This window comes from uncultured Fibrobacter sp., assembly GCF_900316465.1.
GTDB lineage: Bacteria > Fibrobacterota > Fibrobacteria > Fibrobacterales > Fibrobacteraceae > Fibrobacter.
The window spans coordinates 126,628-139,809 of the sequence record NZ_ONDD01000002.1; the positions used below are offsets into that span (position 1 = coordinate 126,628).

Genomic DNA, 13,182 nt, shown 5'->3' on the forward strand with positions numbered 1-13,182 from the left:
ATACAAACTGCAAAAAGAAGGACGAGAATAAATGAATAGAGTGTTATTGGGCCTAGCGTCATTGCTTGCGGCATCCACTTCGTTTGGCTTTGAAACCTGGCTTGGGGTGTATCAGCATAGTTCTGTCAATACGGAACTCGGAAATGCAACCGAAACGGAAGGTCGCTGGTTCGTTATAAGTGATTCTATAGATGGTGGAGAATCAAGTATTATCTGGCCTGCAGAATTAGGAAACGAATATAGCCCCACAGATGTGACTCCAGTACTAGAGCGTTGTGATGGTCTTTGCGGAACCGCCATGCTAGAAAAAGGGTTTGATTATCCTTATGCGATGGTTGCCTTCAACGTCGTGGGACAAACGTCCGATACGGATACGACTTCGGCTTCGGGAGATGCTTCTAATTGGGGTGGCCTTTGTATTACATATCGCTCGACTGCGAGAACGACTCTTCAGTTAGGTCTTGGCGAAAAAGTCGACCATGATATGGAATATGGAAATCCGTATGTGACGCTCCCTGTAACAAATAAAGATACCAGTCTGCAGTTTAAGTGGAGTGATTTTAAGCAGCCTACTTGGGTATCTAATAAAGGTTTGCATATCAGTGGTGAAGATGCAGTAAAGCAGCTTGTTGCAATTCATTTTAGAATGCAAGATGTTGTCGGCACCTATGATTTTAACATTTGCGCAATTGGCCCCTATAATGGTGGTTGCCCTGAACGCTGTTCTGAAATCGTTTCGCAGCGATGGCTTTCTCATGATAGCATCACTATTTCTGATATTCCTGATCAGCCATATACGGGGGATTCCATTTGCCCTGAGGTCGTGATTACGGATCACCATAAATTCGACTCGATGAATGCTGAAGATCGACTAGTCTTGGGTTCCGATTATACCGTCAAATGCGAAAACAATGTTGGTGTCGGTACAGCCCGTATGACCATATTTGCAAACAATAAGGATTATTACGGTGTCGCCGTCAGGAACTTCAAAATCGTTGATGCTGTTCAGTATTTTGGCGCTCTCTCGGTCCATAAGAATCAAATAGAGACTTGGGCTGTTATCGATGGCGATTATGATGGTAAAGATACGGTTAAAGTGGATAGTCCAATTAAGGTGAATCGTGTTGCGATTAAACGCAAATTTACGCGCGATGCTTATTCTACGATTATGTTCCCGTTCGATGTCAACACTGACATCCTGTATGGTGTAGCTAAAGTTCTTGCCTTTGCGGGAATTTCACAGGATTCCGTGACTGGTGCGGAACAGGTTGAGGTGGATGAATTGTGGGATTGGTATGGATCTTTTGATTCTTTCACTTTGAAGGCGAATACTCCCTATATCATCAAGACAAGCGATTCCTACATTGCTGTTCAGAAGGCTGTCACGATTGAAAAAACGACGGAAGGGCTCAACGTGGGCGAAGTTACACCGTGGGAGTTCCGCGGCACATACTCGTATAAAACTTGGGACGAAGATGAACTGAAATACAGATCGGTCTATGGCTTTGCCGCTAGAGAAGAGGGCGATTACGCAATAGGTGATTTTGTCAAGGTGGGAGCTGGGGCTTCAATCAATCCCATGCGCGCTTATATCGTGTTCAATCCGCCGAAGCCCTTGAAAGGTGCGCAGATTTCTTCGAGCGAAAAGGAGGCTCTGATACAGTCGCTGCCCGAAAATATGGAAGTGGTTGTTGTTAATAAGGACGGTGAACAGACAACGGTTATCGGCACGCTTAATACGCGTACGGGTGTAATCCGTATGAGTCGTGAACATCAGTCGTATGATCTTAATGGTCGTAATTTGAAGGGCAAGCCCAAAGCCAATGGCGCTTACTATGGCAAAAAAACTAAGTTTTAAAAACAGGAGGAACAAATATGGAAAATAAAAAAGAATATCGTGTGCCTGAAATGAAAGAGGTTATTCTCAAGCGTCAAGAATCCTTGTTACAGAGCAGTTATGCTGGACCGCTTGGCATGCTTGACGAAACATCTAAGCATGATGCCTAAGATGTAGAAACTCAATTAAAAACGAAGCCCCGGATGAAAATCCGGGGCTGTTTTAATGCCTTTTAGAAATGGAACGGGTTGATTAGCGTCTTCTGAATGCCATTTGCTAATGCTGTCGCATTAGCGACGACGTTCTGCCATTTCTTTCTTCAAGATGTCCATGACGGCGCCGAGGTCTGCGGTCGCCTTGAACACGGGGTTCGCGAACTTGGAGCAGATGTTTTCGAGCTTCTTTTCGTGGTAGCCGACCTTGAATTCGGTGAACTTGAGGCCGTGTGCCGTGCTGATGACGACCACGTTTTCTTCCTTGTCGATCTTGCCTGCGGCCACGAGCTTTTCGAGGGCGCCGAGAGCGACACCAGTGTGCGGGCAGCAGTAGAGACCGATACGGTCGCCGCGGTGGGCTGCATTGGCGAGTTCTTCTTCAGTAACGCTCACGACCATGCCGTTCGTCTTCTGGATGGCGCGCACGGCCTTCGGATAGCTGACCGGGTTACCAATCTGGATGGCAGAAGCGAGAGTCTTCTTGGCCTGCATCGGAACGAGCTTGTCGAAGCCGCGTTCGTAAGCCTGGAAGAACGGGTTGGCGTTTTCGGCCTGAGCCACGATAATGCGAGGAATGCGGTCGATGAGGCCCATAGCCTTGCAGTCTTCGAAACCCTTGGCCAGAGCGCTCACGTTACCGAGGTTACCGCCCGGGATAATCACGGTGTCGGGCACCTTCCAGCCCATTTCCTGGCAGATTTCCGGAGAAATCGTCTTCTGGCCTTCTACGCGGAGGCTGTTCATGGAGTTGGCGAGGTAAATGCGGTTGTCGGCAGTGACCTGCTGAACAATCTTCATGCAACCGTCAAAGTCGGTGTCGAGGGCGAGCACGATGCTGCCGTTGGAAATCGGCTGGATCAGCTGGGCAACGCTGGTCTTGCCGGCGGGCAGGAACACGATGCTCGGAATGCCTGCCTTGGCGCAGTAGGCGCTGAGGGCTGCAGAGGTGTCGCCGGTAGAGGCGCAAGCCACGGCGTCGATTTCGTGAATCTTCTTTTTGATGATGTGGTTCACCTGGCTCACGAGAACCGTCATGCCGAGGTCCTTGAAAGAACCGGTGTGGGAGTTGCCGCAAAGCTTTACCTTGAGGCTCTTGATTCCCATTTCCTTGGCGAGCGGAGCGGCGTCAAAGAGCGGGCTCCAACCTTCGCGCATCGTGACGATGTCTTCGAGAGGCATGTCGGGGAGCACCATTTCGCGCTTGCTCCAGATACCGCTCATGTCGGCCGGTTCAAAGCTCATGCGGCGTTCGGCGAAAAGCTTCTTCCATTCGTCGGGGCTCTTGCTTGCAAGGGCTGCGCGGTCGTGTTCGACTTCGAGCAAGCTACCGTCAACCTTGCTGCGGTAAATGACGTCGGTCAGCGGGTAGGTATCGTCCCCGTTGATGTTTCTAAAATGGGCGTTGAACTTTGCCATAATATCCTCTAGTTTTTTCGGGGGTAAATATAGGAAAATCACGCGGTTATTTGTAGCCTAATTTGCTATATTCTCCACGGAATTACAGACTAGACTCGGAGTACTGAGTGAAGAAAACATTGTTTAAAAAGTTGAAAACGACACAATTGATTGTGGTGACGTTGCTATGCTCCATGGCGTTGACGTCCTGCTTGTTTGATTCTGACGATAATGGCTTGGAATCGTGGCTTTCGGACCGCGGCCTTCCGAGCAGCTACCAAGTACAGACTTTGACCATCAATAACATCAAACCGGCTTCGGTCAGGGTGGATTTTGATACGCTTCCGAAGTCTGCCGATGTAAATGCGGTGCTTGGACGTGTTTCGAACCTTTCGCACGACCTGGTTTTGGATTTTGCCTATTCGGATACGACTTTCATGAAAAAGATGAGCAGCTCCGATACTGCGGGTGCGTTCCTCGTTCTTTCATGGCTCCGTACGTTCTACAATGCAAAACAGTATCCTAGCGATTCCTTGCCGTTTGACGACGATGTCGATGTGACGGTGAGCTGGAAACTCGAAACGAACAGCAAGGACTCTTATAAGACGTACTTTAACAAGATTACCAAGGTTGCTGATTCTACCTGGTACAAGGATTTGCTGGAGTGGGAGAGCGATGGCTCTGCCGATACCGTGGTCAACATGAAGCGTGTGAAAAACGATACGGCCACCTCGATTCATTTGGACCTTCCGTCTGCCTTGGTGAAAGAACTCAAGAAGGTGAAGGGCTCTGCCCACTTGCAGTTGCGCCTGTCTGCACCTAAGGCAACGCGCCTCTATCGCTTCTATGGCGATGCATCGTCTACGTATCCGCCGTCCTTGGTGCTCTTTTCCGATTCTACGACCTACATGAAGCCCACTCCGACTCCGTTCCGTATGGCTAATATCCTGAAAAACGAAGAAGAATGCCCGGAATGCGCCATCCTCCATGGCGGTGGACTTTTCGATTCCCTGGTGGTGGAAATTCCGCCCGAACCTATCCTTGAGGCCTTGTCCGAATTCTATGGCGATGAATTCCCGTTCACCAAGGGCGACAGTACCGACGTTCGCCAGATTGTAGTGCATGCCCAAATCACGATGGCCCGCGACGACTCCAAGGGCAGCAATGAACTGGGCTACCCGATCCAGATTGTGACGGGTTCCTATATCGATAGTGCTGACCAGCGCTACTTGGATACCGCTGACCTCAGATACCGCCGTATGGAAAGGTATCGTCTTGATACGGCTGTGATTTTGAGCGAAGGCCACCAGAACCTGATTTTCCATGACGGCGATTCTTTGACGCTTCAGCTGTCGTATGGTTTCCGCGACTTCCTCAACAAGGCAAGCGATGGCCGTGGCATGAAGTTCAGCATGCGTATTGGTTGGCCGTTCTTGCAAGAAAAGATGACGGTTTATAAGGATACCATTATCACCACCAAAACGAAGGTGATCTCTGCTAAGGGCGATACGACTTATAAAACCAAGAACGACACTCTCTACAGGTACTTTAGCTACTTTGACTATGCCCGCTACGATTTCTCGACGGCGATGGAGAATCCGATGACGCTCAAGCTATGGCTTGCCTCTAAGCGGGAGGATGAAAAATGAAAAAGTTTTTGCTTGCATTAGGTGTATTTTCGAGTTTTGCTTTTTCTTCGATGATCGGTTTGGATGCCTTGGGCGAAGAAAACGTCATGGGCGGTACGGCTTCGGCTGCTGGCCGTGGCTTTGCCGGTAACGCCAAGACGGGTGATGCCGAAGGTCTTTCGGTCGTGAACCCGGCTCGTTTGGCTTTTGATGCGAAGGTTGTCTTTAACTTGAACTTCTCGATGGAACTGGATGGTGCCCGTGACAATGGCGAGCATTATGCCTATTCCAGCATGTCGATGCCGTCTTTCAACCTTTCGTTCCCCATGGGTTCGTTCGGTGCAATGGGCCTTTCGCTGTGGCAGCATTATGCAGCGTCTTTTGAAGACGAATACAAGAACAAGGAAACCCATGCGAATGCAAAGCTGGAATACAAGGGTAGCGTCTACGAACTCGTTCCGACTTACGCTGTCCGCTTGCCGTTCTTCCGTTCCCTTTCTTTGGGTGCCTCTGCTCACGTCGTGATGGGTAATAACTCCAGAAACTTGACTCTTGGCGCTAACAACGAAAATATTGACAAGAGCGATTCCTGGGCAACGGGCGACTACATTCTTTCGGACTATGTCGAAGGCGCTTGGGAAATCAAGGACCATCCGGCATACTACACGGGTGCCCTCCAGTATCGCGGTAAAAACGCCTCATACTTTTTCTCGTTTACCACGGGCTATACTTTGCTGAACACGCTGGACTACAACTTTAGATTCAGCGAATTAGATACGCTGGAATCGGCTCGTGCTAAGCGTGAAATCGATGTGCCCGCCATGCTTGCGACCGGTATCAACTACCGTTTGGCAAAGCGCCACAATGTCATGATGGACTTGACTTGGCGCGTGTGGGACAAGGATATCGAAAACATTGCGGGCGGTTGGAATATGCCTGAGGTGACAGAAACCCAGACGGACTTTATGGTTTCGCTCGGTTACCAGTTTGACGGCAGCCCGCTGTTCTATGAATCTTACTGGAACCGTATCAACTACCGTGCAGGTGCCTGGTACAGAAACTGGTACATCAAGGATGTTTTTGAGGTGGGTGGCTCGATTGGCGGCGGATTCCCGCTGGGTCGTAAGGGGACTACAATCGATGTCGCTTTCCAGGGGGGCAAGCGCTTCTCCGATGCCAAGTCGGAATGGGAAGAAATGTTCGTCGGGCTGCGAATCGGTTTGACCGGTATCGCAACTTGGGGACAGGAGCGCAGGTAGGATTTTTAATGAAGGAGGCCTAGTATGGCTATAAAAAAAGAGACTGAAACAAAATCCAAGGTTAAAACTGCAAAGTCCACGACTTTGAAGGCGATGAAAGACGCCGAAGAAAAGGCCGTGAAGGCTGTGGCCAAGGTGAAGAAGGCTGCAGCAACGAAGGTTTCCAAGATCTCGGACGAAGTCAAGAAGGTGGCCGCCAAGAAGACGACTACGGCTAAGACTGCTGCAACCAAGACGGCAGAAAAGCCTGCTGCCAAAGCAACTGCTAAAACCGCAACCAAGGCTGCTGCAACGAAGGCCGCCGCTGTCAAAACGGCCGTCAAGACCGCTGTAAAGACGGTTGCAAAAACTGCAGTTAAAAAGGCTGCCGCAACAAAGGCCGCTGCAACGAAGGTTGCTGCAAAGTCCAAGGCATCCGAAAAGGAAGTTGCCAAGCTCGCTCAGTCCTTTGACGCCGAATACCTGGTGCTCATGCAGAAGGACCCGAACTGGATGCATGCCTTCTGGGAAGTGTCCGAAAACAGAATTAACGAAGCGAAGCACGGTAAGGGGAAAATTGTTCTTCGCCTGTTCGACATTGCCGATGACCTTACGGTGCAGCGCGGCAAGAAGCGCAAGTTCCGCGATGTCGAAGTTCCGGCAAATGCTCGTAGCTGGTATGTCGAAAATACCGCCGGTAAGTCCTGCGTCGCCGTTCTCGGTGCCGTGTCCGGCAAGAACTTTATGCCTATCGTGGAATCGGCTCCGGTCATGACTTTTGACAAGTCCGCTGCCGCTCCTGCTGCAGACGATGCCTTTGCAAAGGCTTCTCTCGGCGGTAACACCCTCGGTAACTTCATGAGCTCTGGATTCTCGAGCCAGACGGCTGAATCCTGGCTCAAGAGCCTGGGCGGAAACTTCGGCAGTTCTTCTGAATCCATGTTCTCCGGTGCACTTTCTAGCGCTGCCTTGCAGTCCAACAACATCGAAGTGGCCAAGGATTCCGTGAACTACGGTAAGGATTTCTTCCTGTGGGTCAAGACCCGTTTGATCGTTTATGGTGGTACTCGTCCGGATGCACACCTCCAGGTGCGCGGCGAACCGTTCCCGCTGAACCCGGATGGCACCTTCAGCTTTGAAGAAGACCTGCCGGATTCTACCAAGATCATTCCGGTGTTTGCGACCGACAAGGATGGCGATTTCCCGACCACGATCGTTCCGATTGTCGTAAAGCGCACGGAGTAATCCGTTTTAATGGGAGCTCCCGGAAAAATCATTTTCCTGATGCACGCACATTTACCTTTTGTGCGGCATCCGGAATATAAACGCTTTTTCGAAGAGAACTGGCTTTTTGAAGCTATTGCCGAAACGTACCTGCCTTTGGTACAGGCAATGCGCCGTCTCTTGGAAAAGGGCGTGCCCGGGACGCTTAACTTGAGCGTTTCGCCCCCGCTCATCGAAATGCTTTCAGACGAAAACTTGCTCGATAAGTTCTCGGAGCATTTGAAACATCAGCTCAAGCTGATTGAAAAAGAAGTCGCTCGCAACGCGGACACGGATTTAGAGACTCTTTCGCATTTTTACCTTTCTCGCCAGCACACGCTGATTGACTTGTGGGAAAACCGTATCCATCGCAATTTGCTGGCAGAATTCCTGGAACTTGAAAAAGCCGGAAAGCTGAACTTGCTCACTTGCGTGGGCACGCACCCGTTCTTGCCGGCCTACCAGAGCGATCCTGCTTCTATCCGCATGCAGCTCGATGTAACGGTGCGGGCATTTGAACGTGCTTTCGGCCGTAAGCCCATGGGCGTGTGGCTCCCGGAATGTGGCTATTTCCCGGGGCTCGACAAGTACCTTGCCGAATTCGGCCTGCACTACTTTTTCTTGGAAACTCACGGCGTATTGCTTGCTTCGCCCACGCCCAAGTACGGCGTGTTCACGCCGCTGCGTACGACGCAGGGGCTTTACTGCATGGGCCGCGAACAGAAGAGTTCGATGGAAGTCTGGAGTCGCCGTACAGGTTATCCGGGCCACCCTGAGTACCGCGAATTCTTTACCGACATTTCTAAAAACCGCCCGCGCGATTACTTGGGCGAATACTTCTTTGCCGGCGATACTCCCATCGATTCGGGCTTCAAGTACAACCGCATTACCGGTGGCGAACATAAGGAAATTTACCGCCCGTGGAACGCGATGAAACTCGCCGAAGACCATGCGCGACTTTTCGTAGTGAACCGCGAAGCGACGATTTCAGAATTGCTGGTGAACATGGAAGGCCATAAGGCTGCCATGCTTTGCCCCTACGACGCGGAACTCTTTGGTCACTGGTGGTTCGAAGGCCCGATTTTCCTCGAAGAAATGCTGATGCGTGCGGCCTCCTCGTCGGTGATCGAATTTGCAGGTGCCGACCAGGTAATGACCAGTTCTGCAGACCCCGATGCGCATGAACCGGCGTTTTCAAGCTGGGGCGAAGGCGGCTTTGGCTCTGTTTGGATCAACGGGGAAACGGACAAGTATTATCCGCAATCTTACCGCATGCGCGCCATGATAGACCATTTGATGTCTATCCGCGAAAAAATGGGCGTGGGGTCTCCGCGTGGAAAACTCTTGACCCGCTACATTAAGCAGATGGAACGCGAACTCATGTTGTTCCAAGCATCGGATTGGGCGTTCATGATTCATAACCATTCGGCAGAAGGCTATGCCCGCCGTCGATTGGACGACCATTACAACAATGGGCATGAATTGTTTGCAGAGGCCTGCAAGGCGATTTTACGCAATACTGATAAGCCGGCAGCCAGTTCTATTTTGCCGAAGCTTGAAGAAACCAACAATATCTTCAGCTGGCTTTAATAAACAATTATAAAATCTTTCAGCTTTCCGCTGTTGCCGATTCTAAAGCGGTAAACGCCCGGCACAAGAAGCGATTTGACTTCGCGTTCGTCAATGCAATGGGTGCTGGTGCTGTACTTGATTCGTGTAATCAGGTTGCCGCGACGATTGCGGATTTCAATATAATCCTTGTTGTGCGGGAGCGGCGTAAAGCAAAGAGAGCCTTCTCGCCAGGGGGTGGGGTAGGCGCGCAAGGTGGAATCCTTGAATACGGTTGGAATCGGCTCGTCTTCGAAAAAGCGGCTGAATACCCAAAGGGTAGAATCAGGATTCCCCTTGCCGTAGAATTCTGTCTTAGCGGAATCAATGCTGTTGGTTGTCGGCAAGAAACGGATGGTGTAGGAGTCCGAATAGATGGCGACGGCAGAGGCTCTGCCCTTGAATTTGGACATGTCGGGAGAACCATTGGTTTTGTAATCGTAGGCGATGTAGCTCAGCGTGGGGGCTTCAAAAGATTTTGTTTGCGCTTCTGTTTTAAATTCTGGCCATCTTGACTGGTCGTCGGCTATCATGAACGAGCTGTCAACCAATTCGCTTCTCTTTCCAGTGAATACAAGTCTTGTGGCGAAATCGTGGAATAGGGAATCTGCTGAAAGGTTCTTTTTCTTGGCGACTTGCGTTAACTGGTATTGGAAATTCTTGTTGGGTTCTTTATTGAAGTTTTCCCAAATAAGTCTGTTTACGTCGTGGCCCACATGGTTATGCAGGTACAAGAACAAAATGCCTGCACCATATGGCTTGTCAAGAGTGGGGTACGGCTTTCCGACGTTTTCTGCCATAGACGAAAGGTGTTCAAAGTAATCGTCGACATCAGGGGCTGCAATTTCTTCGACACCGGAAGCGGATGCCTCGAACCAGAAATTCACGGAGGTGTTCAAATAGCGGAATTGAATGGCGTGATAGAGTTCGTGGATAGATGTCACGCGGAGAGCTGCCATGAAGTTCTTGGCATAGGTGTAGTTGTAAATGGGGTGCGTGAAATCTTCGTTAGCGCGGGAGTAAGGGCAGGTTTTATCGCCAAAGGTAACGGAATCGGTAATCGCACCGCCCTTTGGAACATGCTTGAAATCGTTTTCAATTAGCAGTTCGCTTTCATCTTCGTTCATTGGAATCGTGAGACCGAAGCAGTAATAGCAGGGTTCTCTAAAGAAGGTTCGGTAATTGCGCAATGTCGACATGTCGATGACTTCAACCGGATAAAGACCATCTTGGACAGGTTTTTCGTAGTGGTATGTCTCGTAATAGCCTTTAGGCGAGCGCATTCCCGATTTATTCACATGAAAGTCCCATGCATATTCAAGGGCTTTTTCCAGGGAGTCAATGTAGGCCTTGGTGGTTTTGTGAGGGCCTTCGAGCGTATAGAAAATCTCGAAGTGCTTGGTCGTGCGAGTGTAAACGCTGTCGTATAAGTCGCTGGCTGTACATGCCGTGCCTGTAGACAGCGCTGCGGTCTTGGGGACGTTCAGCGGCTTGATGGTCTTATTCTTGTTTTTAAGGTAATCCATCATCTGGGCGGTGCCGCAGACATGGCCTGAATAAGCAAGTGTCGCAAGACTCAAAAAAAGGACGGTTATCCAACCCAAACGTTTCATTTAGACCCCCAAAAAATTTTTTCTTCCTCCAAAACTTGGCGCGCACGCTCGCGGATTTTTTCGGGAACGGTAAGCGCTTTTTGATGATGAGGCTTAATGCGAGCATCTATAATCAGCGGCGATTTACATTCCCAATGTTTGTCGCAAAAGTGGGCGCGGTAACCGAAAACGTCTTTTGCCGGGTCCGAACGCGTAAAGGTCAGCCACAAGAAATCGCGAAGATTGCCGCAGTCCAAAGAAGAGTCTAACGCGGGTGCGGAATCGACAATCGAAATCCAGGGGTAATTTTCGCGGAATTTCCAATAGGCGAGAGCATCTACAATTTGTGCTCTGAAGTTTTCGCGGTCTGCGCTATCGTAGGCGGGACCTTGCAAAACAATCACGCCCGGCATCGGAATCTTGGCCGAGGTGATTCCCGGGATCTTGAGCATCTGCAAGTCTTCGGGATTATTGCGAAGTTCGCGCTTCTTGATGCCTGCGGCGGCAATTGTCAGCTTGGAACCATGATTCAGCTTGCTTCCGGTGTAGTCGAGCGTATCGATGCTCGAGCTTGTTTCAAAATGCAAGTCGCGGCTAAAGTCGATGCGTTCCAGCACATGTCCGAAGAATCCGGCAACATCGTTGACGTCGATTTTATGGCCGGCCTCTTCGTCTTCGGCGGCGGCTATCAAAAGGTACTTGGTCAGGCTCGCCTGATTGAATCCGAGAATGGCATTAGCCGTTTTCAAAAGTTCCAGCGGCTCGCGTTCTTCGGGCTTGGCGTAGGGCCTAAAGCGTTCGTGGGCAAGTGCCAGGCAAAGCGGGTGGACTCCGGCGTCATCGACGGCATGGAGCGCCACAAGTCCCGGAATCGATGCCGGAACCATGGGCTTTGTTATCTGGTGAATAAAGCTTCCGAATAAGGTGTCTTCTTGCGGCGGGCGCCCTACGACCGTAAAGGGGTAGATGGCGTTCTTCTTGCACAAGACTTTTTTGATTTTCAAGAACGGGAACGGATGCCTATCGGAATAGTAGCCGATGTGGTCGCCGAAGGGGCCTTCGGGCTTTAAATCCGGCTGGAGTTCGCCCAGAATGCAAAAGTCCGCGTCGCTCGAAACCAGGTAGCCGTCGTGAATAAAGTAACGGAACCGCCTGCCGCCGAGCATGCCAGCAAACAGAAGTTCGCTCAGGTTTTCGGGCATGGGCATGACGGCTGCAACCGTCTGCGCGGGCGTCCCTCCGATAAAGATGCTGACCTTGAGCGGTCTGCCTTCTTCAATGGCCTTCTGGTGGTGTCTAGCGATGTCGCGCTTGATTTGGTAATGCAGGCCGCATTCGTCGCTGGCGTAATCGTTTCCTGAAATCTGCACGCGGTACATGCCCACATTCGTCGTCATGACCGAGGCGTTCTCGGCGGGGCGAGTCGCCACCTGCGGAAGCGTGACGAAGGCGCCTCCGTCTTCAGGCCAGCAAACGAGCTGCGGCAAGTCTGAAAGCTTGCATTCCTTAAAATCCTTAAGTTTTCCGCTCTTTTTCGGGAGCGAATGCAGGCCTGTGCGGGCTGCCCTCAAAAGTTTGGCGGGCGAGGCGTGCTTAAAGAATTCAACCGGGTTCGACTTGAACAGGACCGCTGTCTGGGTCCCTTTCAGGGTGTCGCGGAACAGGTAATCGAGCCTCTCCTGAGAACCGAAAATATTGCAGACGGCTCTGAAGGGGCTCCCTTTTACATGCTCAAAAAGAATGGCCGGACCATTATTCTCAAAAACTTGGCGCGCGATTTCGGGCATTTCCAGGTACGGATCTACTTCACGCTGAATGCGTTTGAGCATGCCAGCTCGTTCAAGATCCAGCAGTGCCTGTTCCAAGTTTTTGTACATGGAATTCTCGCTGCTATCCGGCGGTAGCGGATTGGTCGATGGCGTTGAACCCTTGGGTCTGTTTCTTGCTTTCGATAGCGGCGAGGGCGTCGCGGGTGTCCTTGCGGCTAGCGATTGCGTAAACAATCGAAGCGCGGTCCATTACTTTGGCGAAGACTTCTTCCGGAAATTCATTGAACCCCTGGAACGAGAATTCGTCGTAGCAGGCGGTCAAATTGCCTTCGTCAGTGAACATGTGGCTCGCATTAAAACCGCGGAAAGGTCCCTTGTCCAAGCGGACCATGATTTTCCCGTTATTGATAGCACTGATGCGGCCTGTCCAGCTGATCTTGCGGAAACCGACCATTACCGTGTAACGGACTGTTTCACCAGCTTCGATAGCCTGGGGCAACGTGTAATGAATAACGGGTACTTTTCCGATAGTCACGTTCATGGGCGCATAGCGCATGGTCTCCAGCAAATTTGCCAGAGTATATTCCTGCCATGAAGTTTGACTGTATTGAACCATATCTAATAATTTAGCAAAAGA

10 protein-coding genes are annotated in these 13,182 nt (G+C 50.7%); 6 read left to right on the forward strand and 4 right to left on the reverse strand.

Annotated features, from left to right (window positions below):
- The first annotated feature begins 31 nt into the window (after positions 1-31).
- Both QZN53_RS01410 and QZN53_RS01415 read left to right on the forward strand, forming a co-directional pair.
- Complete coding sequence (locus QZN53_RS01410; RefSeq protein WP_163436948.1) at positions 32-1,858, forward strand: hypothetical protein; 1,827 nt, start codon at positions 32-34, stop codon at positions 1,856-1,858.
- A 17-nt stretch (positions 1,859-1,875) separates the two neighbouring features.
- Positions 1,876-2,007 carry a hypothetical protein gene (locus QZN53_RS01415; protein WP_294651057.1) on the forward strand — a complete coding sequence of 44 codons (132 nt, stop codon included), beginning with the start codon at positions 1,876-1,878 and terminating at the stop codon, positions 2,005-2,007.
- A gap of 120 nt (positions 2,008-2,127) precedes the next feature.
- Here QZN53_RS01415 and thrC read toward each other — a convergent pair whose 3' ends face one another.
- On the reverse strand, positions 2,128-3,468 hold the full coding sequence (thrC, locus tag QZN53_RS01420; RefSeq protein WP_163436949.1) for a threonine synthase: 1,341 nt from the start codon (positions 3,466-3,468) through the stop codon (positions 2,128-2,130).
- A 107-nt stretch (positions 3,469-3,575) separates the two neighbouring features.
- On the opposite strand from thrC, the gene QZN53_RS01425 reads away from it, so the two are divergent.
- Genes QZN53_RS01425 through QZN53_RS01440 form a run of 4 tightly spaced genes read left to right on the forward strand, consistent with a single transcriptional unit; the run spans position 3,576 to position 9,166 of the window.
- Positions 3,576-5,096 carry a hypothetical protein gene (locus tag QZN53_RS01425; RefSeq protein ID WP_163436950.1) on the forward strand — a complete coding sequence of 507 codons (1,521 nt, stop codon included), beginning with the start codon at positions 3,576-3,578 and terminating at the stop codon, positions 5,094-5,096.
- Positions 5,093-6,334 carry a hypothetical protein gene (locus QZN53_RS01430; RefSeq protein ID WP_163436951.1) on the forward strand — a complete coding sequence of 414 codons (1,242 nt, stop codon included), beginning with the start codon at positions 5,093-5,095 and terminating at the stop codon, positions 6,332-6,334. The genes QZN53_RS01425 and QZN53_RS01430 overlap by 4 nt, the downstream gene beginning before the upstream one ends.
- A 24-nt stretch (positions 6,335-6,358) precedes the next feature.
- Complete coding sequence (locus QZN53_RS01435; protein ID WP_294651062.1) at positions 6,359-7,558, forward strand: DUF4912 domain-containing protein; 1,200 nt, start codon at positions 6,359-6,361, stop codon at positions 7,556-7,558.
- Positions 7,559-7,597: 39 nt separating this feature from the next.
- Positions 7,598-9,166: a 1,4-alpha-glucan branching protein domain-containing protein gene (locus QZN53_RS01440; protein WP_294651065.1), complete on the forward strand. Its 1,569-nt coding sequence runs from the start codon at positions 7,598-7,600 to the stop codon at positions 9,164-9,166.
- Here the strand turns inward: QZN53_RS01440 and QZN53_RS01445 are convergent.
- The 3 genes from QZN53_RS01445 to QZN53_RS01455 are packed head-to-tail and all read right to left on the reverse strand — an operon-like array spanning position 9,163 to position 13,161.
- Positions 9,163-10,797, reverse strand: a complete 1,635-nt coding sequence (locus tag QZN53_RS01445) for a hypothetical protein (RefSeq protein WP_163436953.1) — start codon at positions 10,795-10,797, stop codon at positions 9,163-9,165. The two genes, QZN53_RS01440 and QZN53_RS01445, sit on opposite strands and share 4 nt — an antisense overlap.
- Complete coding sequence (locus QZN53_RS01450) at positions 10,794-12,653, reverse strand: UbiD family decarboxylase (protein WP_163436955.1); 1,860 nt, start codon at positions 12,651-12,653, stop codon at positions 10,794-10,796. The genes QZN53_RS01445 and QZN53_RS01450 overlap by 4 nt, the downstream gene beginning before the upstream one ends.
- A gap of 13 nt (positions 12,654-12,666) precedes the next feature.
- Positions 12,667-13,161, reverse strand: a complete 495-nt coding sequence (locus tag QZN53_RS01455; RefSeq protein ID WP_163436956.1) for a hypothetical protein — start codon at positions 13,159-13,161, stop codon at positions 12,667-12,669.
- Positions 13,162-13,182: the final 21 nt, after the last annotated feature.

Coding starts and splice junctions, on each gene's coding strand:
- QZN53_RS01445 (WP_163436953.1), bottom strand. CDS start 10,797: ATGAAACGTTTGGGTTGGATAACCGTCCTTTTTTTGAGTCTTGCGACA.
- QZN53_RS01410 (WP_163436948.1), top strand. CDS start 32: ATGAATAGAGTGTTATTGGGCCTAGCGTCATTGCTTGCGGCATCCACT.
- QZN53_RS01435 (WP_294651062.1), top strand. CDS start 6,359: ATGGCTATAAAAAAAGAGACTGAAACAAAATCCAAGGTTAAAACTGCA.
- QZN53_RS01415 (WP_294651057.1), top strand. CDS start 1,876: ATGGAAAATAAAAAAGAATATCGTGTGCCTGAAATGAAAGAGGTTATT.
- QZN53_RS01430 (WP_163436951.1), top strand. CDS start 5,093: ATGAAAAAGTTTTTGCTTGCATTAGGTGTATTTTCGAGTTTTGCTTTT.
- QZN53_RS01455 (WP_163436956.1), bottom strand. CDS start 13,161: ATGGTTCAATACAGTCAAACTTCATGGCAGGAATATACTCTGGCAAAT.
- QZN53_RS01450 (WP_163436955.1), bottom strand. CDS start 12,653: ATGTACAAAAACTTGGAACAGGCACTGCTGGATCTTGAACGAGCTGGC.
- QZN53_RS01440 (WP_294651065.1), top strand. CDS start 7,598: ATGCACGCACATTTACCTTTTGTGCGGCATCCGGAATATAAACGCTTT.
- thrC (WP_163436949.1), bottom strand. CDS start 3,468: ATGGCAAAGTTCAACGCCCATTTTAGAAACATCAACGGGGACGATACC.